Source organism: Catenovulum sediminis (genome assembly GCF_007289895.1).
GTDB lineage: Bacteria > Pseudomonadota > Gammaproteobacteria > Enterobacterales > Alteromonadaceae > Catenovulum > Catenovulum sediminis.
This window is the reverse complement of sequence record NZ_CP041660.1, coordinates 3,141,208-3,165,790: the sequence shown is the minus strand read 5'-3', so window position 1 is coordinate 3,165,790 and position 24,583 is coordinate 3,141,208. Positions and strand designations below refer to the sequence as shown.

Genomic DNA, 24,583 nt, shown 5'->3' with positions numbered 1-24,583 from the left:
CTTCGCTCCGAATTGGTGATTTCCAAGTGGACGTATTAACTTAAAAATAGAGCCATCAAAATGAAAAAAATTACAGCAATTATAAAGCCCCATAAATTAGATGAAGTTCGCTCTGCATTGAGTGAGATAGACGTTAAAGGCATGACGGTTTGTGAAGTAAAAGGATTTGGTCGTCAAAAAGGTCATGTTGAATTATACCGCGGCTCTGAATATACCGTTGATTTTGTTTTAAAAACCAAACTCGAAATAGTTGTAGATTCTGATCGCGTTGATACGGTTATTGATACCATTATTAATGCGGCCCGTACGAATAAAATTGGCGACGGTAAGATTTTTGTATCTGATGTGATACAAACTGTCAGAATACGCACGGGTGAGCAAGGCAACGACGCAATTTAATACCTTTACACACTTTAACTACTCAACACTTCAAACAGGAAACGAAAAATGCGAGCTTTATTAGCCCTTTTGCTTTTACTGCCTATGTCTGCTTTTGCCGACACAATTGACAAAGCGGATACCGCTTGGATTCTTACTGCTACAGCGCTAGTTCTTTTTATGACACTACCCGGCTTATCATTTTTTTACGCGGGTTTAGTCAGAAGTAAAAATGTTCTCTCCGTACTGATGCAATGTTTTGCCATTGCCTGCCTAGCCTCTATTGTTTGGTTAGCTTTTGGCTATAGCTTAGCATTTGGCGAAGGCAACGCTTTTATCGGTGATTTTTCAAAAGCCTTTTTAAATGGCGTTGGCAAAGACAGCGTATCGGGCACCTTGCCTGAACCATTGTTTTTTATCTTCCAAATGACATTTGCAATTATTACCCCCGCGTTAATCGTAGGTGGTTTTGCTGAGCGCATGAAGTTTTCGTCTGTATTACTGTTCACTACAGGTTGGCTGATTTTAGTCTACTTACCGGTTTGCCACTGGGTTTGGGGCGGCGGTTGGTTGGCCGAAATGGGCATGTTAGATTTTGCAGGGGGTACGGTCGTACACATCACTGCAGGTGTTGGGGCCCTAGTTGCAGCTATCGTTATTAAAAATCGGCACGGGTTTGGTAGTGCAAACTTAATACCGCACAACTTAACAATGACTGTTGCTGGTGCAGGTATGTTGTGGGTCGGCTGGTTTGGCTTTAATGGTGGTAGTGCTGTTGCAGCCAATGGTGACGCAGCGATGGCAATGTTAGTCACTCATATTTCAGCCGCTGCGGGATCTTTAACCTGGGCTGGTTTAGAATGGAAAAAATACGGTAAGCCTTCTGTGTTAGGTATTGTCACGGGTATGGTTGCTGGTTTAGGTACAATTACGCCGGCGTCGGGATTTGTCGGGCCGGCCGCTTCTTTAGTGATTGGTATCAGTGCGGGTATCGTATGTTTTTACTGTACCAATTTAATTAAACAAAAATGGAAAATTGATGATTCATTAGACGTTTTCCCTGTGCACGGTGTTGGCGGAATTTTAGGCACTTTCTTAGCAGGTATTTTCTGTTCGCCTGATCTAGGGATTTTCAGCGGTTATGGTTTTGGCGGTGACAACCAAAACATTGCGCAGCAGCTCGGGGTACAAAGTATTGGCATTGTTGCAACTTTTGCCTATACCGCTATTGTGAGTTACTTCTTATTGAAGGTAGTTGGTTTGATGACCAAAGGTATCCGAGTTGACCATGAACAAGAAATTCAAGGTTTGGATATTGTGAGCCATGAAGAGCGAGGTTATAACCTTTAAGCGCTTTTGCTAAGCCTCTTGCTACTAAATATCAACCGGTGAAGTTACGCTTCACCGGTTATTTAATTCTTGTTTGAGCTTAGCATTTTGAGAATCTAATTCTAATAGCATTGCACTGATTAAACAGTTTTACGTTTTAATCTCTTTTTATTCTTAGCAGCTTGCAGTTTTTTCTTATCCAATTTTCTGACCTTCTTCTTGGGCTTTTTACCCGGGATTTTTGCCTCTTTGTGCTTCGGCTCTAACCCTTCAATCATTCTTCTTGGTAGTTTTTCTTGTATGTATCGCTCAACTTTACCGACAACTTCCATATCGTGCGCTTCAACAAAACTGATTGCTGTACCTTTTTTGCCCGCGCGTCCAGTGCGGCCGATGCGATGAACATAAATATCAGCAGTACGCGGCATATCAAAATTAAATACGTGCGTAATATCTGCCACATCTAGACCTCTTGCAGCAACATCGGTAGCGACCATAATATTGCGGTGCCCAGAAGAAAAAGCTTTAATTGCTTTCTGCCGCCTATCTTGTGGCATATCTCCTTGCAACCAACAACAAGGTATTTGTGCAGTTGCCAACTGACCGGACAGCTCTGCAACTCTTTCTCTGGTTTTGACAAAAACAATCGCTTTTTTCACATCGTCTTTTACCAACCAATGAACCAACTGGGAAATTTTATGTGGACGACTATCAGAAAGATGAATCCATTGGTGTATTTTGGCTTTTTCTCTACGGGGTGAATCAGCTTCAACCAATACCGGCTCTTGTAGTACGTTTTTGGCAAATCGCTCTACCCCAACACCTTCTAATGTGGCTGAAAATAACAAACTTTGTTGGCGGTTGGCTGTTTCATCTGAGATCCGTTCAATCATTGAAGTAAAGCCCATGTCCAACATGCGATCAGCTTCATCTAACACAAGCCATTCTATATCTCGGCAATCAAATGTTTCGTTGTCGATATACTCTAAAAGGCGGCCGGGTGTGGCAACTAAAATATCAACACAGCCGTCTGAAATTTCTTTATGTTTTCCGTAATTAATACCACCGGTTATTATAGCCGTCTTCGTTTCGGTAAACTCGCTAAGTTGTTTAGAAACTTTATAAGTTTGCTCCGCCAACTCTCGAGTTGGCGACAAAATTAAAATGCGGACCCCGTTTTGCCGCTTGCGTGGGAAATCCAGAAGATGCTGCAAAGCGGGTAAAATAAAAGCAGCGGTTTTTCCTGTACCTGTTGGCGCACAAGCTAGAATGTCTTTTCCTTCCAGAGCAGGTTGAATTGCTAATTGTTGGATAACGGTTGGCTTGGTGTAATTCTGTTTTTCAATCGCCGCCAATAACGATTCATCAAGGTCTAAATCAGCAAAATTCACAATACTTTCTCACCTGTTAAAAAGAGTCGGTCATTCTAACCTGAACACCTGTTAAGTAAAGCAGTGTTGTAGCCTGTGCTAAATTTTTTCTATGAATTTCTGATTAAACTGACTATTTATCAGATTTGTTTGGTAGACTGGCTGATGCGCATTAAATTGAATTGGATAGGCGAAAAGTATTAATGAGTGTATATGACGCAGAATTAACAGAACAATTTGGCGAAGCGATTTACCAAAAAGGTTTAAACTTATATTTGCAGGATCAAGTAAAAAAACTAAAACACATATCATCATTAAACACGGTGACAGCCGTAGTAGAATCGCGTAACCAACAATACAGGGTTGCTATCGACAAAGCTGATTTGTCGAGCTTATGTACCTGTACGAATAGCGGACATTGTGAGCATGCAGTAGCGACACTGATAGCCGCTGAAGCGCAACAATTGATTGATAGATCCCCCGTTAGACCTTTCGCGCAATGGCAACAAAATATACAAAAGCTGCAAGAATTACATAGTGAAGCGCAGACGCAGCTAAAAGCTGAAGGGGTTGGTCAAGTTCAGTTTTGCTTGCAACCGGTTCTTGAACCATCAACTGGTTTTACACAAATTCAACTTCAACTATCAACCAATACAAAAAAAAATACAAAAAAAACGAGTCAGGACGATAGTGAGCTCTTCGATGCTTTGAATTTAAATTGTAAAACATCTAGCTCGAATAAACGCCTTTTACTTGGTCGCTCAGCAACAAAAGCACTGCCGCAGTTACTTGAAAGCGCACGTTGTTATTGGCAATCGACTCACACCAAGCCGCTAAAATATGGTGCACCTCGTAAGGTAGAATTATTTTGGCAAGCGAGCGCAGATGAATTTAAACTGCAAATTAAATTGGAAAAAGCGGAACGTTGGTTCTTAATTTCGGCAGATACACCTTGGTATTTAGATGTTCAAAAAGGCACATTAGGTACCATAGACACCCACTTATCAGGATTGCAGCTCAGTCAGTTGATAAATTTGCCCGCGTTAAACCAGAAAGAATTATTGGCCTTTTCCAGCTGGCAGCAAAGTGAAATAGCCGATTTACAACTTGAGCTACCGATTCACCAAGATATTGTATCGGTCAAAGAAAAACTAACCCCAGTTTTACGTATTGGTTTAAATGAAGCCGGCTATATTGCTAAGTTTAGGCTGAAGTATGGTGAATACGAAATTCCAATGAGCTTGGTCAATGAACCCTTTGTACAAATAGAACGCAATCAAAAAATTATCCAAATTCATCGCAATCCAGGTCACGAACGAAAAGCATTTTATCTCTTAGATTCGTATGGCTTTGCTCATGTCAAAGGCAGTAGTTCAAGCCAAGATTTTGAGTTTTTCTATAATTCGGAAATTGGCGTTCGTTATGACCAGTTTTGGCTAAATATATTTGAAGAAATATTTCCTCTACTTCGCTCTCAAGGCTGGCAAGTTGAATTTGAAGAAGGCGTACAGCCTATTAATGTAATACAAGATCCCACGTTTGAATACCAGATAAACGAAAGTCATGACTGGTTTAAATTGGGACTAAAAATTGATTTTGATGGGCAGAAAATTGATTTAATACCGGTCTTAGTCAATTGGCTTAAACAAACGGACAATTGGCGAAATCAAACAGGCCGAGTGAAGATTGCACTGAATCGCCATCAATTTATCCGTGTAGATATTGAGTCTTTAAAACCTATTTTGGCTATCTTACAAGAGGCAAACAACAAACAAGCAAAGTTTTCCAACCGTCAAGCGCATATACTCAACCAAATTCCTGAGATCAATTCGTGTATTGGTGGCCAACATGTAAAACAGCTTGCAAAGTTACTACAGGATTTTGAAGGGATAAAACAAATTCCCGTCCCCGACTCAATCAATGCGAATTTGCGCCCGTATCAACAGCATGGTCTAAACTGGTTAATGTTTTTGATTGAGTATAATTTTGGCGGCATACTCGCTGACGATATGGGTTTGGGTAAAACGCTGCAAACTTTGTGTTTACTGGAAAACATGCGTTTAGCCGATTTATTAACCGAACCGGCTCTCATCATTTGTCCAACTAGTTTGGTGGGCAACTGGGTCAATGAAGCGAACAAATTTGCGCCCGAACTCAACATTAAGGCTGCTTATGGTAATCAACGTCAAACTGTATTGGATGAAATTGAAAGTTATGATGTTGTAGTGACTACTTACCCGTTGATCAATCGTGATTTTGATGAGTTAGTGAGCAAATCATTTTCACTGTTGGTGTTAGATGAAGCGCAAAACATCAAAAATCCACGTGCTCAGATGACGCAAAACATCAAACAGTTAACCTCTAAACATAGGTTGTGTTTAAGTGGTACACCGATTGAAAATCATCTTGGTGAACTTTGGTCATTATTTGATTTTCTGATGCCCGGATTTTTAGGGCCACAAACTAAATTCAGTAAAGAGTATCGTAAACCTATAGAAAATTTTCGCGATGTAGATACTCAAGCAAGACTGCATACCAAAATTCATCCATTTGTCTTGCGTCGCCGCAAGGAAGAAGTGGCGAAAGAGTTACCTAAGAAAACTGAGATTATTAAACATATCTCGTTGGATAACGAACAACGCGTCTTGTATGAAGCGATTCGTGTCAGCATGGAAGACAAAGTTCGTAATATATTGCAAATTAAAGGTTTGGCAAAAAGTCATTTGGAATGTCTAGATGCCCTACTTAAACTCCGGCAAATTTGCTGCGCACCACAATTACTGAACTTAGAAACAGCGCAGGATATTCAACAATCTGCAAAACTGGAGTATTTAATGGAGGTTGTCCCTGAAATGATCGAAGAAGGGCGCAACATTCTTATCTTTTCGCAATTTGCTCAAATGTTACACATAATTTCTGACCGTCTCGAGGAAATGGGAATTGATTATGCGAAACTAACAGGCGAAACGCGAGATCGACAAACTCAAATAGATAACTTTCAAAATGGGCATGTCAGCGTATTTTTGATATCACTCAAAGCGGGTGGTACGGGTTTGAATTTAACCGCGGCTGACACTGTGATTCATTACGATCCATGGTGGAATCCTGCCGCAGAAGCTCAGGCCAGTGATCGAGCCTACCGTATCGGTCAGAAAAAGCCTGTCTTTGTTTATAAGCTGATTTGTGAAGATACCATTGAAGAAAAAGTGCTCAACATGCAAGAAAATAAAAAGTCATTAAATCAAAGCATGTTTGCAAAACAAACGGTTGATTCAATTAAAGACTTAACTGCAGATAGCTTGCTAGAACTTTTTAAATCAGCTTAATAAAAGGTAAAATCAGGTCGTACTCATGAACGGACTTCTGCTCAGTACGAGCCAAATTGCGCTACTATTACTTTCCCTTGCGATTATGGCGAGCAGTCAAAAGCTGCGCTGCTTGCCCCGCCTGATTGGCTGCTTGTCTGTAGTGTTTGCAATCTATCTGCTTGATGGGATTGCACCCGCGCTTTTTATACCTTTGCTGCTCTTGTCCGCTATCTTTTATCAAGCGCGAAACAAAAACATCTCACTTACTTTTAGAACGTTACTGAACATCATTATGATGCTAGTAAGTTGTGCGCTCATTATTCATATAGTGCCCGGCTTTAATAATTTTGAAATCCTTGATTCGGTGACGCTTAGTGAAAACTCCGTGACATATTCACTTTACCTTAATTACGACAAACTGCTTGCGGCTTTGTATTTATCCTTATTGTTGCCCTCCATTAGACACACAATTAAAGACAACCCAAATAAATTTTACGCCAGCCTGCTAATGACCTTCTTTACTCTGTCTACTGTGGTCTTTTTGCTTGCACTTAAACTATCAATTATCGATTTTGCACCTAAAATCCCCACATTCTGGATTGAGTGGATCCTAATAAATTTAATCATCACCTGTTTTGCCGAAGAGCTGTTGTTTAGAGGTTTTATCCAACAAAAAATCAAACATGCTTTATTTCAAGCACAATTTCAAACACATAAGTTTCAGGCCCAAAGTTCAGTGATCGCAATCGCAATAAGTAGTTTACTATTTGGCCTAGCCCATATTCCCGCCGGTGCAGCTTATGCTATTTTAGCATGCGCATTAAGCCTATTTTATGGCTATGCGTTCAACAAAACGCAAAATATCTTGTTACCCGTATTATTGCACTTTACCTTTAACTTGCTGCATTTTTTATTTTTTAGCTATCCTTATCTCGCCCACTAAAAAATTGATTCGCTAACTTAATAAATACTTCTCCGCGATGTTGATAATCTTTAAATAAACCAAAACTCGGTGCGGCAGGGGAAAGTAAGATACTTTGGTTCGTTTGAACTTTTTCAGCCAGCGCTGACATCCCCTCTTCTAAAGAAGTATAAACACGCCAATCAAATTTGAATTTACACTTGGCCTGCGCAAGTTCATTCGCTAATCGTTTACCGGTTTGGCCAATTAAAACAACATGTTGAATGTTAAATTGCGCTAAGTGCGTAATAAATTTATCGTAGTTTTGAGCTCTTTCAGTGCCGCCCAGGATTAAGTGGATTTCTTTTTCGCGATAGGCTTCCAACGCGCACAATGTAGAGTCAGGGGTGGTTGATATACTATCATCTACGCAAAGTATGCCATTTTCAAAGTAAAATTCTTGTAATCTATGGGCCAAGCCATTAAATCCATTTAGCTTAGTCAGCACACATTTCCAGTTAAGTGCTAAGGCATCTATCAATGCTAAACTCGCAGCTAAGTTTTTTAGGTTATGCTCGCCTTTTAACTTAAAGTTATGATTAAGCTCTTCATCTTTAAAATAAAGCTTGTGATCAACAACATTAAAACCTTGTTCTGTACCAAAAGAAACCAAGTGCCCCTTGAATGGTTTTGAGAGTTGCTTTGATAAATGAGAATTATCGTTAATCACCGCTAATTCACTTAATGACTTGTGCAATATTCGGGTTTTATCATAAAAATATTGTTTAGCACTTGTGTGCCAAGGGACGTGCTCTTGATACAAGTTGAGCAGTATAAATCCATCGCAGTGGCCGTGAAAGTCTGCTAACTGATAAGAAGAAAGTTCTAATATCGTCCAGTCTTTACCCGCTTTGACATCTAATAAAGGCAAACCAATATTACCTGCAAGGGTTACATCTAAACCTAAATTTTGCATTAAATAAGCAAGTAAACTAGCTGTAGTACTTTTACCTTTTGTCCCACTTACAATAATGGTTTTCGCGTTTCTATTTTCTTCAAACCATAGGTTGGTTGAGGATGTGAGGAGGCTACCTTCTTTTGTCGCTTTTTGTAATTCTTGACGATATAGGCTAATTCCGGGGCTTTTGATAATGAGATCAAAATCACCTGCAGCCAGTAGTTCAAGACCAGTTTCGCCAAAAATATAGGAACCTTTAAGTTCATTGAATAAAGATATATCGTATTCATCAGTTAAAACTTTTATATCCGCTTCTGGCCAACGCTTCAAGGCATAGTTGTAACAGCTGCGCCCTTCTCGGCCAAACCCCCAAATGACAATTTTATTCATTGTTTAGGCACTCATAATATTCATCTGGTATATTGTGCTCGGCTGAAAGTGTTAATAATTTTTGCGCGCCTTTTCTTAGTTTTTCTAAACCATATAAATTGATAATTTCAGGCAAAATATTGGCGATTATTGGATTGTCCGCATAATCATTTTTATCTGAAATTTGATACAAAGCAACTGCAGACTCAAACTTTTCACCCACACATTCCCATGGTTTACCATTGGTTAAGCCCACTAACTGTCGAAAAGAATTTAGATTATCAAACTCATTTAGAGGGTTACCTCCAAAGATTTTAATAATTCTTGTTGTATCGTTGCAATGAGCAGCAAACATCAGGAATACGAAATGACACTTTGGACATTCTAAACACCAGCGTTTTTTAGATTTTTCATGGAATAATTTAAAGGCTCTATTACAGGAGGTGAACACCTCGTCATATAAATTGAATGTCAAAAATCTTTCTACAATTTTATATTCAGAATAGGCTCTGAGAATTGAAAAATATTGAATTTGCACAGCGTCTATTGCATTTATAATTTCAGTAAAATCTTGTTCAAATTCATGCGATTTGCTGTATTGGTGGTTCACTTTCCAATTGCCTTCTATCAGAGTCGGTTCGTTTGCAGAACGTTCATTTGATGTTATTACCGAGTCGCAACCACTCAACTGTGCCACAATAACGGCCAACATACTAATAATGGCAGTGATTGGCACATGGCCATTTAATGCACCTTGTTCGTTTAATTCAAATAATTTTGTGTCTAACTGGCGTTTAACAAAAACAAAAGGAAGCTTTGAGGTTTCGACACAATCCAAAATAGGTTTAGCCGGATTAACAGCAAACAATAGCTGCTTTTTACCTGATTTTTTTAGCGCTTCAACGGATACTAATGAATCTTTCCCCCCTCCAATTAAAACGAGTGCCTTTTGTTGCTGCAAACTTTTTTTGGCTAGCGTTTTTTTAGCTGAAGTGGTTGTGAACTCGAAAGGAAACTGGCAGGCTTGTCGAATATCAATGCCATTACGATAGGCAAACTCAGCTAAACCGTTTTGATATAATTTAGTAAAAAATTCAGATTCGGCTTTGTTAAGTTTGGTGTGCTGTAACTGAATCTGACTAAACGGTTGTAGCTTAAAATAACTCACCCCTGCTGCTAAACTTAAGTATTCTAAGTTTTTTTTCAGCGTTTCGCTAGAAGACAACTTGAGTAGAATTTCTTTAGTAAAAAACTCACTGGTGTAGGTTTCGTTAAATTCCAATGCCCCCAACTTGTAGTGAAGCTGAAAGCCATTTTTAATCAGAGAAAAACCATTAAAAACAAACTCGTTTGCACTAATCAAAAGCTATATCCAATTCGCAAATATTAGCGTTCATTCTATCAAGTCTGCCATCGAAAATCGTTGAAATTTTCACGAAATAATTGGATTCTATGCATAGAGAAATTCATAATAAAATTGAAGAATTTCGAGCTTTGAGCTTTGAGCTTTGAGCTTTGAGCGGATTGTAGGTCGTGGCTTTAGCCCGACAAAGAAAAATTGCACAATGACTGAATTTAGAGTGGTCGCCCTAAAGGGCAGACCTACATTGCAGTGAAGCTTACAGCTAAAATGTAGGTCGCAGCTCTAGCTCAACGTGTAGGTTGGTCTTTAGGCCAACATGAAAGATACACAATAGTCGAATTAAACATCGTCGCCCTAAAAGGCAGACCTACACTGCAGTGAAACTTATAGCTAAATGTAGATCGCAGCTTTAGCTCCACGTGTAGGTTGGTCTTTAGGCCAACAATGAAAGAAACACAATAGTCGACCTAAACATCGTCGCCCTAAAAGGCAGACCTACACTGCAGTGAAACTTATAACTAAAATGTAGATCGCAGCTTTAGCTCCACGTGTAGGTTGGTCTTTAGGCCAACAATGAAAGATACACAATAGTCGAATTAAACATCGTCGCCCTAAAGGGCGGACCTACACTGCAGTGAAACTTATAGCTAAATGTAGATCGCAGCCTTTGTTCGACGTGTAGGTTGGTCTCTAGGCCAACAAAGAGTTATTACACAATGGCTGAATTTAGAGTTGTCGCCCTAAAGGGCGGACCTACACTGCAGTGAAACTTATAACTAAAATGTAGATCGCAGCTTTAGCTTCACGTGTAGGTTGGTCTTTAGGCCAACAATGAAAGATACACAATAGTCGACCTAAACATCGTCGCCCTAAAGGACAGACCTACACTCGTAGCTCGTAGCTCGTAGCTCGTAGCTCGTAGCTCGTCAATATATTTAAGCTCTAAACGCAAAAAGCCCATCTCTTTCGAGATGGGCTTAATATACTTTTATCAGTTGATAATACTTTTTGATTAATTTTTATTAATTTTTTTGTCTTAATCTATTTTATCAACCAATCTAATTTGAAGCCTGGCAGTGTGCTACTCTCACATGGGAAACCCCACACTACCATCGCCGCTATTGTGTTTCACTTCTGAGTTCGAAATGGATCAGGTGGTTCCACAATGCTATCGCCGCCAGGCATAAACTGTTAAATCTCGAACAGTAGTAATTCTCATGCGCTCAAGCTTAATCTTTTATATTCATATTCAATAAACATTCGGCGTTGTATGGTTAAGCCGCACGGGCAATTAGTATTGGTTAGCTCAATGCCTCACAGCACTTACACATCCAACCTATCAACCTCGTAGTCTACAAGGGCCCTACAGGACCTTAAAGGTCTGTGACAACTCATCTCGGGGCTCGCTTCCCGCTTAGATGCTTTCAGCGGTTATCGATTCCGAACTTAGCTACCCGGCAATGCTATTGGCATAACAACCGGAACACCAGAGGTTCGTCCACTCCGGTCCTCTCGTACTAGGAGAAGCCCCCCTCAATTATCAAACGCCCACGGCAGATAGGGACCGAACTGTCTCACGACGTTCTAAACCCAGCTCGCGTACCACTTTAAATGGCGAACAGCCATACCCTTGGGACCGACTTCAGCCCCAGGATGTGATGAGCCGACATCGAGGTGCCAAACACCGCCGTCGATATGAACTCTTGGGCGGTATCAGCCTGTTATCCCCGGAGTACCTTTTATCCGTTGAGCGATGGCCCTTCCATTCAGAACCACCGGATCACTATGACCTGCTTTCGCACCTGCTCGACGTGTCTGTCTCGCAGTTAAGCTGGCTTATGCCATTGCACTAACCGTACGATGTCCGACCGTACTTAGCCAACCTTCGTGCTCCTCCGTTACGCTTTGGGAGGAGACCGCCCCAGTCAAACTACCCACCAGGCAGTGTCCGCATCCCCGATTAGGGGACTACGTTAGAACATCAAACATACAAGGGTGGTATTTCAAGGATGGCTCCACAACATCTGGCGACGCTGCTTCATAGCCTCCCACCTATCCTACACATGTAGGTTCAATGTTCACTGCCAAGCTGTAGTAAAGGTTCACGGGGTCTTTCCGTCTAGCCGCGGGTATACGGCATCTTCACCGCAATTTCAATTTCACTGAGTCCCGGGTGGAGACAGCGTGGCCATGATTACACCATTCGTGCAGGTCGGAACTTACCCGACAAGGAATTTCGCTACCTTAGGACCGTTATAGTTACGGCCGCCGTTTACCGGGGCTTCGATCAAGAGCTTCGCTTACGCTAACCCCATCAATTAACCTTCCGGCACCGGGCAGGTGTCACACCGTATACGTCATCTCTCGATTTTGCACAGTGCTGTGTTTTTAATAAACAGTTCCAGCCACCTGGTTACTTCGACCACCTCTCGCTCCAGTCGTTAAGACTTTCACAATAACGTGGCGTACCTTCTCCCGAAGTTACGGTACTATTTTGCCTAGTTCCTTCACCCGGGTTCTCTCAAGCGCCTTAGTATTCTCTACCTGACCACCTGTGTCGGTTTGGGGTACGGTTCTTAATAACCTGAAGCTTAGAAGATTTTCCTGGAAGCCGGGCATCAACTACTTCAACACCTTAGTGTCTCGTCTCGTATCTCAGCCTTAGTGTTCCGGATTTGCCTAGAACACCAGCCTACTTACTTTCACTTGGATAACCATCACCAAGCCAGTTTAGCCTTCTCCGTCTCTCCATCGCAGTTATTAAAAGTACGGGAATATTAACCCGTTTCCCATCGATTACGGCTTTCGCCCTCACCTTAGGGGCCGACTTACCCTGCCCTGATTAGCATGGGACAGGAAACCTTGGTCTTTCGGCGAGGGGGTTTTTCACCCCCTTTATCGTTACTCATGTCAGCATTCGCACTTCTGATACCTCCAGCAAACTTCTCAGTTCACCTTCAACAGCTTACAGAACGCTCCCCTACCACTTGAACTTACGTTCAAATCCGCAGCTTCGGTTGCTTATTTAGCCCCGTTACATCTTCCGCGCAGGCCGACTCGACTAGTGAGCTATTACGCTTTCTTTAAAGGGTGGCTGCTTCTAAGCCAACCTCCTAGCTGTCTAAGCCTTCCCACATCGTTTCCCACTTAATAAGCATTTGGGACCTTAGCTGGCGGTCTGGGTTGTTGCCCTCTTCACGATGGACGTTAGCACCCACCGTGTGTCTCCCGGATAGCACTCTACGGTATTCGGAGTTTGCAAAGGGTTGGTAAGTCGGGATGACCCCCTAGCCTTAACAGTGCTCTACCCCCGTAGGTGTTCGTCCGAGGCGCTACCTAAATAGCTTTCGGGGAGAACCAGCTATCTCCCGGCTTGATTAGCCTTTCACTCCGACCCACAAGTCATCCGCTAATTTTTCAACATTAGTCGGTTCGGTCCTCCAGTTGATGTTACTCAACCTTCAACCTGCCCATGGGTAGATCGCCGGGTTTCGGGTCTATACCTAGCAACTCTACGCGCAGTTAACACTCGCTTTCGCTACGGCTACCCTATTCGGTTAACCTTGCTACTAAATATAAGTCGCTGACCCATTATACAAAAGGTACGCAGTCACAGAACAAGTCTGCTCCCACTGCTTGTACGTACACGGTTTCAGGTTCTATTTCACTCCCCTCACAGGGGTTCTTTTCGCCTTTCCCTCACGGTACTGGTTCACTATCGGTCAATTGGGAGTATTTAGCCTTGGAGGATGGTCCCCCCGTCTTCAGTCAAGATAACACGTGTCCCGACCTACTTAATACGTGATTAATGAATCTTCATATACAGGGCTATCACCTACTATGGCTGAGCTTTCCAGCTCATTCTACTAATTCATTTATCATCGGCTCTTCCCCTTTCGCTCGCCGCTACTTAGGGAATCTCGGTTGATTTCTTTTCCTCGGGGTACTTAGATGTTTCAGTTCTCCCGGTTCGCTTCTTACACCTATGTATTCAGTGCAAGATACCCTAAAAGGGTGGGTTGCCCCATTCGGAAATCTGTAACTCATGCGTCTTTTATCGACTCGTCACAGCTTATCGCAGATTAACACGTCCTTCATCGCCTCCAATTGCCAAGGCATCCACCGTGTACGCTTAGTCACTTAACCATACAACCCGAATGTTTATCGAATCGTATCATTAAACGCTTTTACGTTGATTGAATACTATGGTCTTACTTGATTAAACTCGTTTTTTTCAACGCATTTAACTTTTTTACTACTGTCCAGATTTTTAAAGAGCGTTGGCTTTTTCGGTAAAAAAAACCAAACAAGATAATTGCGTTCTCTTCAATTATTTTGTTTGGCTTCTGTCAGCCTGACTTCGTTTGTGCGTTTGTGCGTTTGGAATTTGGTGGAGCTAAGCAGGATCGAACTGCTGACCTCCTGCGTGCAAGGCAGGCGCTCTCCCAGCTGAGCTATAGCCCCATATTCTTTTCGCTTTTACATAAGGTCTTTTTATCTATTTAAAGATAGACAAGGCGTTTTATGAGGACGTTTAGTTTACTAAACGACGATTAAAACAATGCAGTATATCTTTAAATTTGGTAGGTCTGGGCAGACTTGAAATAACCAAGCCGACTCTCACCGCTAACATTAAGAACGGGGTGCGCTCTAACGTTTTCAACCTATGTTATTGGTAGGTCTGGGCAGACTTGAACTGCCGACCTCACCCTTATCAGGGGTGCGCTCTAACCAGCTGAGCTACAGACCTAAATCAGGTTAGCCTTCACTATGTTCAAGCTTTGACCTTACGAAGTCTTTCTTTGTAGTAACCTTTATTTATCTGTGTGAACACTCTGCATATTTAAATAGCATCGTTAAGGAGGTGATCCAGCCCCAGGTTCCCCTAGGGCTACCTTGTTACGACTTCACCCCAGTCATGAACCACAAAGTGGTAAGCGCCCAATGTTAAGCTACCTACTTCTTTTGCAGCCCACTCCCATGGTGTGACGGGCGGTGTGTACAAGGCCCGGGAACGTATTCACCGCAGCATTCTGATCTGCGATTACTAGCGATTCCGACTTCATGGAGTCGAGTTGCAGACTCCAATCCGGACTACGAACAGCTTTAAGGGATTCGCGTACTCTCGCAAGTTAGCTGCCCTCTGTACTGTCCATTGTAGCACGTGTGTAGCCCATCCCGTAAGGGCCATGATGACTTGACGTCGTCCCCACCTTCCTCCGGTTTGTCACCGGCAGTCTCCTTAGAGTCCCCAACTTAAGGCTGGTAACTAAGGATAAGGGTTGCGCTCGTTGCGGGACTTAACCCAACATTTCACAACACGAGCTGACGACAGCCATGCAGCACCTGTCTCACAGTTCCCGAAGGCACTTAAGCATCTCTGCTTAATCCTGTGGATGTCAAGGGATGGTAAGGTTCTTCGCGTTGCATCGAATTAAACCACATGCTCCACCGCTTGTGCGGGCCCCCGTCAATTCATTTGAGTTTTAACCTTGCGGCCGTACTCCCCAGGCGGTCTACTTAGCGCGTTAGCTTCGTTACTCACGTCTTAAAGACACAAACAACAAGTAGACATCGTTTACGGCGTGGACTACCAGGGTATCTAATCCTGTTCGCTACCCACGCTTTCGCACCTCAGTGTCAGTAATGGGCCAGGGGGCCGCCTTCGCCACCGGTATTCCTCCAGATCTCTACGCATTTCACCGCTACACCTGGAATTCTACCCCCCTCTCCCTTACTCTAGACTGACAGTTTTGAATGCACAGCCGAGGTTGAGCCCCGGTTTTTCACATCCAACTTATCAATCCACCTACGTGCGCTTTACGCCCAGTAATTCCGATTAACGCTTGCACCCTCCGTATTACCGCGGCTGCTGGCACGGAGTTAGCCGGTGCTTCTTCTGTCAGTAACGTCACAGATAATGGGTATTAACCATAACCCTTTCCTCCTGACTGAAAGTGCTTTACAACCCGAAGGCCTTCTTCACACACGCGGCATGGCTGCATCAGGGTTTCCCCCATTGTGCAATATTCCCCACTGCTGCCTCCCGTAGGAGTCTGGGCCGTGTCTCAGTCCCAGTGTGGCTGACCATCCTCTCAGACCAGCTAGAGATCGTCGCCTTGGTGAGCCATTACCTCACCAACAAGCTAATCTCACTTGGGTTCATCTCGTCGCAGGAGCCAAAGCCCCCTTTAACCCGTAGGTATTATGCGGTATTAGCCATCGTTTCCAATGGTTATCCCCCACAACAAGGCAGATCCCCAAGCATTACTCACCCGTCCGCCGCTCGACGCCTGAGAGCAAGCTCTCATCGTTTCCGCTCGACTTGCATGTGTTAGGCCTGCCGCCAGCGTTCAATCTGAGCCATGATCAAACTCTTCATAGAAAGTTTTAATCTTTGTCTCAATCTTACTGATTTAACATTCTGAATTAACAGTAGTCACTTCACTAGATTGAATATTTTGTATCTATTCAAACTATGCGAGTGCCCACACAGATAAATAATAAGGTTACTAATTTTTAAAGAACGTTTTCTGAAGTTCGAACCGTTAGTCCGTTTCAGTGAGGCGCGTATCTTACGCTTCTCATTTTCGTTGTCAAGCCTTTATATATCTCACTTTCGTTTAATGTTTTGCTTTTCAACTTTGGCGCTTTGAGTTGGCTTTTAAGCTGTTTGCTTGTTGCCGTGTCGCTGCGTTGTGGGGGCGCATTATAGGGACTAATTAAAACCCGTCAATGCTTTTTATCAGAAAATTTAAATTTATTTTTTATTTGATTGGTATTTAAACAAAAAGCTGAATAATTAGACGTTTACTGTCGTTATCATAGTAAAAAGAAGTGTTAAGAGGATATTTTGATTGAAATGGGTTTAAGTAATAGGCACTCAAACCCAAATTTGACCAAAAACTAGCTTAATCGTCCGTACTTTTGTCAGAATCAACAATATCTTTTGTTTTTAGTTCTTTAACACTTCTGTATGTAATAACCGGCCCAGAAAGCGCATATAAAGAAAACAAGCTAAATAAAACTAAAGCCGGCTCTGTCGCTACCACTACAAATACAAGTACAACTAATAATATAGCAATAAAGGGCACGCTTGCTTTCCAATCTACCTCTTTGAATGAACTATATCGGAAGTTACTAACCATTAGCAGACCTGTTAATACGGTAATTAATACAGCTACGAAGCCAAAAGAATCTGGATTAAGTTCATGGTCAGCACCCAACCAAACCATACCCGCTACAACAGCAGCTGCTGCTGGACTTGCTAGACCTTTAAAATAGCGTTTATCAGCCGTATCAATTGTCGTGTTAAAACGCGCCAGTCTTAACGCTGCTCCAGCAGTAAATATAAAAGCAGCTAACCAACCAATTTTACCTAAATCAGCTAATGCCCAATTATAAGCCACCAATGCTGGTGCAATACCAAAAGATACCATATCGGCCATACTGTCATATTCAGCACCAAAAGCACTTTGAGTATGAGTCATCCGAGCGACCCGCCCATCTAAGGCATCAAATATCATAGCAACAAAAATTGCGACTGCAGCACTTTCAAATTGATTGTTCATCGAAGCAATCACTGCATAAAATCCAGAAAATAAGCCAGCAGTAGTTAATAAATTAGGAAGTAAATAAATCCCTTTATTGCGGCTTTTTATTGTTTCATTATTCTCAGACATAGGTTCTCTAAATAGTTAATAAGGAGCCGACAATCTCCTGTGGCTCCCATTTCACAGGTATCATTATGTTTTTGATAAAAAGACTAATTTATCATCTTTCTCATCAACAACAATGGTTTTTTCAAATGATAGTCTACCTGCTAACAAGTCTTGAGCAAGTGGATTTTCAATTTCATGTTGTATTGCACGTTTTAGTGGCCGAGCACCAAATACAGGATCAAAACCAACTGCAGCAATTTTGTTTAATGCTCGATCATGCACTTTAAATTTATATCCTTTTTGCTCTAAACGTTGTTGCAGTCCTCGCAATTGAATTTTAGCAATATTTTTAATCTGCTCCATTTCCAAGGGATGGAATACAACAGTTTCGTCAATACGATTAATAAACTCAGGTCTAAAATGAGTGCCGACAATTTGCATTACAGAATCACGCATTTCATTATACGAGGCTGTAGAAAATTTATCTTGAATAATATCCGAGCCTAAATTTGAAGTCATGATAATCACGGTATTTTTAAAATCAACCGTTCGTCCTTGACCGTCGGTTAATCGACCATCATCAAGCAGTTGCAGTAATATATTGAACACATCAGGATGTGCTTTTTCTACTTCATCTAATAAAATCACTGAATACGGACGTCTTCTTACGGCCTCTGTTAGATATCCCCCTCTTCATATCCGACATATCCTGGAGGTGCCCCGAGTAAGCGGGAAACTGAGTGTTTTTCCATAAATTCAGACATATCAATCCGTACCATGGACGCTTCAGAATCGAACAAGAAATTTGCTAACGATTTACATAATTCTGTCTTACCTACCCCCGTTGGACCAAGGAATAAAAAAGAACCTATTGGTCTATTTGGATCAGCGAGACCTGCACGTGAACGACGTATCGCATTTGCAACAGAAGAGACTGCTTCATGCTGTCCAACCACTCTTTTATGTAATTCATCTTCCATACGTAGTAATTTATCTCTCTCTCCTTCAAGCATTTTAGCAACGGGGATCCCTGTCCAACGAGATAATACATCTGCTATTTCGGTTTCAGTTACCATATGTTTTAGCAAACTCATGTCTTGCATCTCTGCTTGCACAGCTAAATCTAGTTGACGCTCCAAAGCCGGTATTTTACCGTATTGCAATTCGGACATACGACTCAAGTCACCTGCGCGTCGAGCAATATCGAGATCTAACCTTGCTTGCTCCAAGTCACCTTTTATGTTCTGTGTACCTTGCAGTGCTGCTTTTTCAGCGTTCCATATTTCATCAAGTTCGGCAAACTTTTCCTCATTACTATGGATTTCATCTTCCAATATTTGTAAACGCTTTTTACTTGCTTCATCTCGCTCTTTTTGTAATGCCTGCTGCTCCAATTTTAATTGGATAATGCGACGCTCTAAGCGATCTAAATCTTCTGGCTTGGAATCAATTTGCATACGAATGCTAGATGCCGCTTCGTCAATTAGATCTATTGCCTTGTCTGGCAATTGTCGATCGGCAATATAACGATGTGACAGTGACGCTGCAGCGACAATTGCTGGATCGGTGATCTCAACTGAGTGATGCAGTTCATATCTTTCTTTCAATCCACGTAAAATAGCAATAGTGTCATCTACACTGGGCTGTTCCACCAAAACTTTTTGAAAACGACGTTCTAGTGCCGCATCTTTTTCAATATATTGACGATATTCATCAAGTGTGGTTGCACCAACACAATGCAGTTCACCTCGAGCAAGTGCAGGTTTTAACATATTACCGGCGTCCATAGCACCGTCGCCTTTTCCTGCTCCCACCATAGTATGTAACTCGTCAATAAACAAAATGACTTGTCCTTCTTCTTTAGCCAATTCGTTTAATACAGATTTTAACCTTTCTTCAAATTCACCTCGATACTTAGCACCGGCAACTAGGGCGCCCATATCTAAAGATAGAACTCTCTTATGTTTTAGCCCCTCCGGAACCTCACCATTGACAATACGTTGCGCTAAACCTTCTACGATTGCAGTTTTACCGACTCCCGGCTCGCCAATCAAAACTGGGTTGTTTTTAGTTCTTCGCTGAAGTACCTGTACCGTGCGACGAATTTCTTCATCTCGACCAATAACAGGATCAAGCTTGCCTTGCTCGGCCCGAGCGGTTAAATCTAATGTAAATTTCTCAAGTGCTTGGCGCTTTTCTTCAGCATTAGGGTCATCCACATTTTGTCCACCCCGCACGCTGTCGATTGCTTTTTCTAAACTGGCTTTGTTCAGACCTAAGTTTTTAAGAATACGTCCGAGATCCCCGTTGTCTTCAATTGCAGCAAGCACAAATATTTCGGATGAAATAAACTTATCTTTTCTTTTTTGCGCGAGCTTATCTGATAGATTGAGTAAACTAATCATATTACGAGAAAGCTGAACATCTGCGCCGGCGCCTTCCACTTTGGGCATTTTTTCCAACACTTCAGCTAATTGTGAACGTAGCGAAGTTAAATTGACACCCGCTTGATTCAATATACTGCGAATAGAGCCAGCATCTTGATTCAACAAAGCATACATTAAATGTGTAGGTTCAATATATTGATGATCTCGGCCTAAAGCTAAAGATTGAGCATCTGATATTGCTATTTGGAATTGGCTGGTTAATTTATCTAATCGCATAACGGTCCCACTCTAATCTGTTAAGTTAAATAAAAAATGGGTGCTCGCCACGCAAATATCAAGCTATCTAAGGCCTTTAGTATGAATTTTTCATCCAAATGAAACTGGCTTGTCGACCTGTTTGTCCATCCCGCCGAAAAGAAAAATATTGGCTAGACTGGGTATATGTGCATAGTTCATCAGAGTAGATATTATGGGCACCTAGTTGCCTAAGTTGTATTTTTGCCAAATCATAAATATTAGCTAAAAACTTACCTTCGATTGATTGTGATTTAAACGCTTTATTGTAAAGCGGATCTTGTTGCATAAAAAATTGATAAACATCATCGCCCACTTCAAATGCACTGGGGCCAATTGCAGGGCCTAGCCACACCAGCAAATCCTGACGATTACAATTTATTGCCGTTAAAGTATTCGCTAACAAACCATTTGCCAGCCCACGCCAACCGCAATGGACTGCAGCCACAAAATCTCCTGACTTATTTGTCAGTAAAACGGGTAGACAATCCGCAGTTAAGACAACACAAACTTGCTCTGCTAAATAAGTATATGATGCGTCCGCAGGTTTAGCTAAATCTTTACAGGGTAACTCAATACAGATATCACTATGTGTCTGATTGAGCCAACCTACAGACTTGGGTAAAGGTAAAAGAGCACGGTTACGCATTACCGTTTCTCGTGCATCTTTGACATGCGTCGCTAAATTCAAACTATTATACGGAGGCAAACTAAAACCACCCTGACGACACGTTTGCAATGCCACTACATGATGCGGAGCAGGCCAACTTGGAGTATAAAAGCGCATTTTAGTAATCTTTTAAACCGTGCTTTTTCGTATCGTCTCGTAAAACAGATGACAAATTTACCATATCCTCTGGCACTGGCGCTTCAAACTGCATCCATTCACCTGTCGCGGGATGTTCTAACTCTAAGATAGCCGCGTGCAGCGCCTGACGGCGAAATGCTCTTAGCGTGTCGATGACAATTTCATCAGCTGCTTTAGGCGGTCGCACTCTGCCACCATAACTAAAATCACCGACTAACGGATGTTTAAGGTGTGCCATATGAACACGAATTTGGTGTGTACGACCCGTTTCCAAACGCAATCGAAGTCGCGTATGCGCACGATATTTTTCGGCGACTCGAAAATGGGTCACCGCAGGTTTACCTTCAGGCACGACAGCTTGGATCGTACGTTTAGTCGGATGTCGACCAATTGGATAATCCGCAATACCACCGGCGGTCATCGTACCGTTAACAACTGCCTCATATTCACGCGTTACTATTTTTTCTTGTAATTGAGCAACTAAAGAAGTTTGCGCCGTCAAGTTTTTTGCAACAACCATTAAGCCAGTAGTATCTTTATCTAAACGATGCACAATGCCCGCACGTGGCACCTGTTCAATTTGTGGGTAATGATGTAATAACGCATTTAATATTGTACCCGCTGGGTTACCCGCTCCTGGGTGAACTACCAAGTTGGCCGGTTTGTTGATCACAAGAATATCTTCGTCTTCATATACGATATTCAATTCAATCGGCTGTGCAGGCGCTTTAACTTCTACCTTTTTTTCAGCTTCAATCTGGATTAATTCGCCGCCCAATACTTTCTCTCTGGGTTTAGTAATGACTACCCCATCAACAGTTATATTGCCGGCTAATAGCCATTCTTTTAGTTTCGATCGAGAATATTCAGGGAACAATTCTGAAATTGCCTGATCTAACCGACTACCAATCGCGTTTTCAGGCAAGACGCCCGATAATGTAATAGTTTCTATTGTCATAATATTGTAAAACCGATAAATCTGTGCAAGTTTACTCACCCTAGGTTAGAATGCACGAATTTGTTGATTGTACCGCGTTATGCGGGTGAACTCATAATATTTTAATAAAGAGGGAGTCAAGTTGAACTTTAAGCGAACCCTAATCGCCACATCATTGGCATTAAGCGTATTAGCAGGTTGTTCAAATACGCCTGATGAAGTCGTTGTTGCTGAGCAAAATGCAGTTGAAGCGCAATATCTGGAAGCTAAAGATTTGTTGGTACAGGGTAACTATGTTCGAGCATCTGAAATTCTATCTGCTCTAGATGCCAGTTTTCCGTTTGGACCCTACTCTCATCAAATTCAGCTAGATTTGATATATAGCTATTATAAAACAGACAATACAAGCCAAGCACTAGCTTCTATAGACCGATTTATCAAGTTAAACCCAACACATACTGACATAGATTATGTGCACTATATGCGCGGTTTAACAAATATGAAAGCTGCTAAAAATTCGCTACAAGAAATGGTAGGTATTGACAGGTTTGATCGCGATATTACAGAGCACAGAGAAGCCTTTAATGACTTCAACACAATTGTGACTCAGTACCCACAAAGTAAATATGCAGCTGATGCAAAACAACGTATGGTTTTTGTCAAAGACTTTATCGCTAAAAGTGAATTAGCCGTTGCCGAGTATTATATGCGTCGTGGTGCTTATGTTGCTTCCGCCAACCGAGCTAAATATGTGCTGGAAAACTTAGGCGACACACAGCAGGTAGAAAACGCACTGGAGATGATGCTTGAAAGCTACAGACAACTTGAATTAGATGATTTGTATCAAAACACCTATCAAGTATTAAAATTAAATTATCCGAATAACCCACTTGTCAATTAAAGCTTGCAGCCAACTAACAAAATAAGGGCTGTTTACGCCCTTGTTTTGTTATGTATTTTACAGCGGTAAATAGTCAGCATTAAGACTTTTCAGTCAAAACCTCTTTTTCAATTTCTAATTGCACTTCTTCAGGTAATTGTTCTACTTTGTTGTTCACTTCGGATTGATTCGACAATATAACAGCAAACCAGCGCGTGGACTCTGAACCTTCACACGCAATTTTGACCACCATAGTTAAAGGTACGGACAACAACATACCCACCGTACCTAACAGCCACCCCCAGAAAACCAAGCTTAAAAATACCACTAAGGTAGATAGCCCTAAGCCTTTCCCCATATACTTAGGTTCAACCATATTCCCCATAATGGCGTTTATTGCCATGTACCCCAAACCGACAAATAGAGCGCCAACCGGACTTAACTGGATAAACGCAAGCAATACAGCAGGAATCGCCGCAATGATAGAGCCGATGTTTGGAATATAATTAAACAAAAAACCTAAGACGCCCCATAAAACAAAATAGTCCAACCCCATACTCCAACACAACAAACCGGCCAACACACCGGTACCTAAACTAACGACAGTTTTAATTGCAATATAATGGTTTACTGACGTTAAAAAGCGATCAATTCTATCAATGTGCATATAAGGGTCATCCCATGCCAAATGCAACTTTTTCTGAATTGTCCCAGCTTCCAACAACATAAATACCGTCGTGAGTAAAATGAGGAAAAAATTGGTCAGTGTGTTGCCCAAGCCAGATAACATGTTGGTTGCCAGTGACATCGCGGCCCCCGGATCGAAATGTTCAATTAACTGCTCTTTATTTAAATGAATATTAAAAGTAGCAAGCTGTTGACTGAGCCACGCAATCTCATTTTGCAGTTTGGTTTTATATTCAGGTAAATCCTGACTAAAACTGTTTAACGAGTTTCCAACCAACCCTGCCAATGAAAAACCGAGCGTGATGACAAACAAAATCACAATGGTAATTGCAAGCATTTTCGGTACTCGATAGCGTTCTATAAATAAAATGACTGGCTGGCAAATAATGGCAATAAATATTGATAATAAAAATGGAACCACCAGTTGCTGTGCGGTTTTAATACCCGCTAATACGATGACTAAAGCAGCTAAAAATATAAACACCCGAAAAGCCGGATTTTGTGTAATAGACATAAATATGATCCATCAAGTTATAATATTCGTTATAGTGCGGTATAAATTAAAACATATAGGGTGATATAGCTAGATGACAAGTTCGAAGATAGCCAAAATAAAAATCAAAAATTTACGCTTACGTACTTATATTGGAATTAAAGACGACGAAGTCAACAACAAACAAGATGTGATTGTTAATGTTTTAATTCACTATTGTGCTGATAAAGCAGCCAATAGTGACAATATGGATGATGCGTTAAATTACCGTTCAATTACCAAACGCATTATTGCACTGGTAGAAAACAACAGATTTCATTTATTGGAAAAACTGACAGCTGAAGTGCTAGCGATTGCCGGAGAACATGATTGGGTAAAATATGCTGAAGTTGAAATTGATAAACCGCATGCATTGCGTTTTGCTGATTCGGTTTCACTCAGTCTATCCATGGAAAAGTAA

The 24,583-nt window shown here is 41.7% G+C and carries 13 protein-coding genes, 2 tRNA genes, 3 rRNA genes and 1 pseudogene; 6 read left to right on the top strand and 13 right to left on the bottom strand.

Features of this window, described 5'->3' with window-relative positions; genetic code table 11:
* Positions 1-60: 60 nt before the first annotated feature.
* Together FNT16_RS13445 and FNT16_RS13440 are read left to right on the top strand one after the other, a co-directional pair.
* Positions 61-399 (top strand): P-II family nitrogen regulator, encoded by a 339-nt coding sequence (locus FNT16_RS13445; RefSeq protein WP_143872057.1) that lies wholly within the window; start codon positions 61-63, stop codon positions 397-399.
* Positions 400-447: 48 nt separating this feature from the next.
* Positions 448-1,728: an ammonium transporter gene (locus FNT16_RS13440; protein WP_143872056.1), complete on the top strand. Its 1,281-nt coding sequence runs from the start codon at positions 448-450 to the stop codon at positions 1,726-1,728.
* Positions 1,729-1,847: 119 nt separating this feature from the next.
* Here the strand turns inward: FNT16_RS13440 and srmB are convergent, their stop codons facing one another.
* Positions 1,848-3,098: an ATP-dependent RNA helicase SrmB gene (gene srmB / locus FNT16_RS13435; protein ID WP_143872055.1), complete on the bottom strand. Its 1,251-nt coding sequence runs from the start codon at positions 3,096-3,098 to the stop codon at positions 1,848-1,850.
* Positions 3,099-3,280: 182 nt separating this feature from the next.
* On the opposite strand from srmB, the gene FNT16_RS13430 reads away from it, so the two are divergent.
* Both FNT16_RS13430 and FNT16_RS13425 read left to right on the top strand, forming a co-directional pair.
* A complete protein-coding gene (locus tag FNT16_RS13430) occupies positions 3,281-6,403 on the top strand; it encodes a DEAD/DEAH box helicase (RefSeq protein ID WP_143872054.1) in 3,123 nt (1,040 codons plus the stop codon).
* 25 nt (positions 6,404-6,428) lie between these two features.
* Entirely contained in the window at positions 6,429-7,328 is a 900-nt protein-coding gene (locus FNT16_RS13425) for a CPBP family intramembrane glutamic endopeptidase (protein ID WP_143872053.1), read from the top strand.
* Here the strand turns inward: FNT16_RS13425 and murD are convergent.
* The 11 genes and pseudogenes from murD to rluD all read right to left on the bottom strand — a co-directional run bounded on the left by murD (position 7,303) and on the right by rluD (position 22,084).
* Positions 7,303-8,634 (bottom strand): UDP-N-acetylmuramoyl-L-alanine--D-glutamate ligase, encoded by a 1,332-nt coding sequence (gene murD, locus FNT16_RS13420; RefSeq protein ID WP_143872052.1) that lies wholly within the window; start codon positions 8,632-8,634, stop codon positions 7,303-7,305. The two genes, FNT16_RS13425 and murD, sit on opposite strands and share 26 nt — an antisense overlap.
* Complete coding sequence (locus FNT16_RS13415) at positions 8,627-9,976, bottom strand: MurL-like N-terminal domain-containing (protein ID WP_143872051.1); 1,350 nt, start codon at positions 9,974-9,976, stop codon at positions 8,627-8,629. The genes murD and FNT16_RS13415 overlap by 8 nt, the downstream gene beginning before the upstream one ends.
* 1,068 nt (positions 9,977-11,044) lie before the next feature.
* Positions 11,045-11,158: ribosomal RNA gene (rrf, locus tag FNT16_RS13410) — 5S ribosomal RNA — on the bottom strand.
* An 88-nt stretch (positions 11,159-11,246) separates the two neighbouring features.
* Positions 11,247-14,122: ribosomal RNA gene (locus tag FNT16_RS13405) — 23S ribosomal RNA — on the bottom strand.
* A gap of 242 nt (positions 14,123-14,364) precedes the next feature.
* Positions 14,365-14,440, bottom strand: a tRNA-Ala gene (locus FNT16_RS13400).
* 209 nt (positions 14,441-14,649) lie between these two features.
* Positions 14,650-14,726, bottom strand: a tRNA-Ile gene (locus FNT16_RS13395).
* 107 nt (positions 14,727-14,833) lie between these two features.
* A 16S ribosomal RNA gene (locus FNT16_RS13390) occupies positions 14,834-16,361 on the bottom strand.
* The 16S, 23S and 5S rRNA genes sit together here with 2 tRNA genes alongside, the layout of an rRNA operon.
* Before the next feature lie 526 nt (positions 16,362-16,887).
* Positions 16,888-17,658, bottom strand: a complete 771-nt coding sequence (pssA, locus tag FNT16_RS13385; protein WP_143872050.1) for a CDP-diacylglycerol--serine O-phosphatidyltransferase — start codon at positions 17,656-17,658, stop codon at positions 16,888-16,890.
* A 63-nt stretch (positions 17,659-17,721) separates the two neighbouring features.
* Positions 17,722-20,300: pseudogene (gene clpB, locus FNT16_RS13380) on the bottom strand (ATP-dependent chaperone ClpB).
* 76 nt (positions 20,301-20,376) lie between these two features.
* Positions 20,377-21,105 (bottom strand): peptidoglycan editing factor PgeF, encoded by a 729-nt coding sequence (pgeF, locus tag FNT16_RS13375; RefSeq protein WP_143872049.1) that lies wholly within the window; start codon positions 21,103-21,105, stop codon positions 20,377-20,379.
* Position 21,106: 1 nt separating this feature from the next.
* Positions 21,107-22,084, bottom strand: coding sequence for a 23S rRNA pseudouridine(1911/1915/1917) synthase RluD (gene rluD, locus FNT16_RS13370; RefSeq protein WP_143872048.1), 978 nt, complete (start codon positions 22,082-22,084; stop codon positions 21,107-21,109).
* A gap of 121 nt (positions 22,085-22,205) precedes the next feature.
* Between rluD and FNT16_RS13365 the strand changes: the two genes are divergently transcribed.
* Positions 22,206-22,964 (top strand): outer membrane protein assembly factor BamD, encoded by a 759-nt coding sequence (locus FNT16_RS13365; RefSeq protein ID WP_143872047.1) that lies wholly within the window; start codon positions 22,206-22,208, stop codon positions 22,962-22,964.
* Between the two features lie 79 nt (positions 22,965-23,043).
* On the opposite strand, the gene FNT16_RS13360 is transcribed toward FNT16_RS13365, so the two are convergent.
* Positions 23,044-24,144 (bottom strand): AI-2E family transporter, encoded by a 1,101-nt coding sequence (locus tag FNT16_RS13360; protein WP_143872046.1) that lies wholly within the window; start codon positions 24,142-24,144, stop codon positions 23,044-23,046.
* Between the two features lie 73 nt (positions 24,145-24,217).
* Here FNT16_RS13360 and folX point away from each other — a divergent pair, with 73 nt between their 5' ends.
* Positions 24,218-24,583 (top strand): dihydroneopterin triphosphate 2'-epimerase, encoded by a 366-nt coding sequence (gene folX / locus FNT16_RS13355; protein ID WP_143872045.1) that lies wholly within the window; start codon positions 24,218-24,220, stop codon positions 24,581-24,583.

Excerpts from the sequence above, each read along its gene's own strand:
- FNT16_RS13425 (WP_143872053.1), top strand. The coding sequence starts at position 6,429 with ATGAACGGACTTCTGCTCAGTACGAGCCAAATTGCGCTACTATTACTT.
- murD (WP_143872052.1), bottom strand. The coding sequence starts at position 8,634 with ATGAATAAAATTGTCATTTGGGGGTTTGGCCGAGAAGGGCGCAGCTGT.
- FNT16_RS13440 (WP_143872056.1), top strand. The coding sequence starts at position 448 with ATGCGAGCTTTATTAGCCCTTTTGCTTTTACTGCCTATGTCTGCTTTT.
- pssA (WP_143872050.1), bottom strand. The coding sequence starts at position 17,658 with ATGTCTGAGAATAATGAAACAATAAAAAGCCGCAATAAAGGGATTTAT.
- FNT16_RS13430 (WP_143872054.1), top strand. The coding sequence starts at position 3,281 with ATGAGTGTATATGACGCAGAATTAACAGAACAATTTGGCGAAGCGATT.
- FNT16_RS13360 (WP_143872046.1), bottom strand. The coding sequence starts at position 24,144 with ATGTCTATTACACAAAATCCGGCTTTTCGGGTGTTTATATTTTTAGCT.
- rluD (WP_143872048.1), bottom strand. The coding sequence starts at position 22,084 with ATGACAATAGAAACTATTACATTATCGGGCGTCTTGCCTGAAAACGCG.
- folX (WP_143872045.1), top strand. The coding sequence starts at position 24,218 with ATGACAAGTTCGAAGATAGCCAAAATAAAAATCAAAAATTTACGCTTA.
- pgeF (WP_143872049.1), bottom strand. The coding sequence starts at position 21,105 with ATGCGCTTTTATACTCCAAGTTGGCCTGCTCCGCATCATGTAGTGGCA.
- FNT16_RS13445 (WP_143872057.1), top strand. The coding sequence starts at position 61 with ATGAAAAAAATTACAGCAATTATAAAGCCCCATAAATTAGATGAAGTT.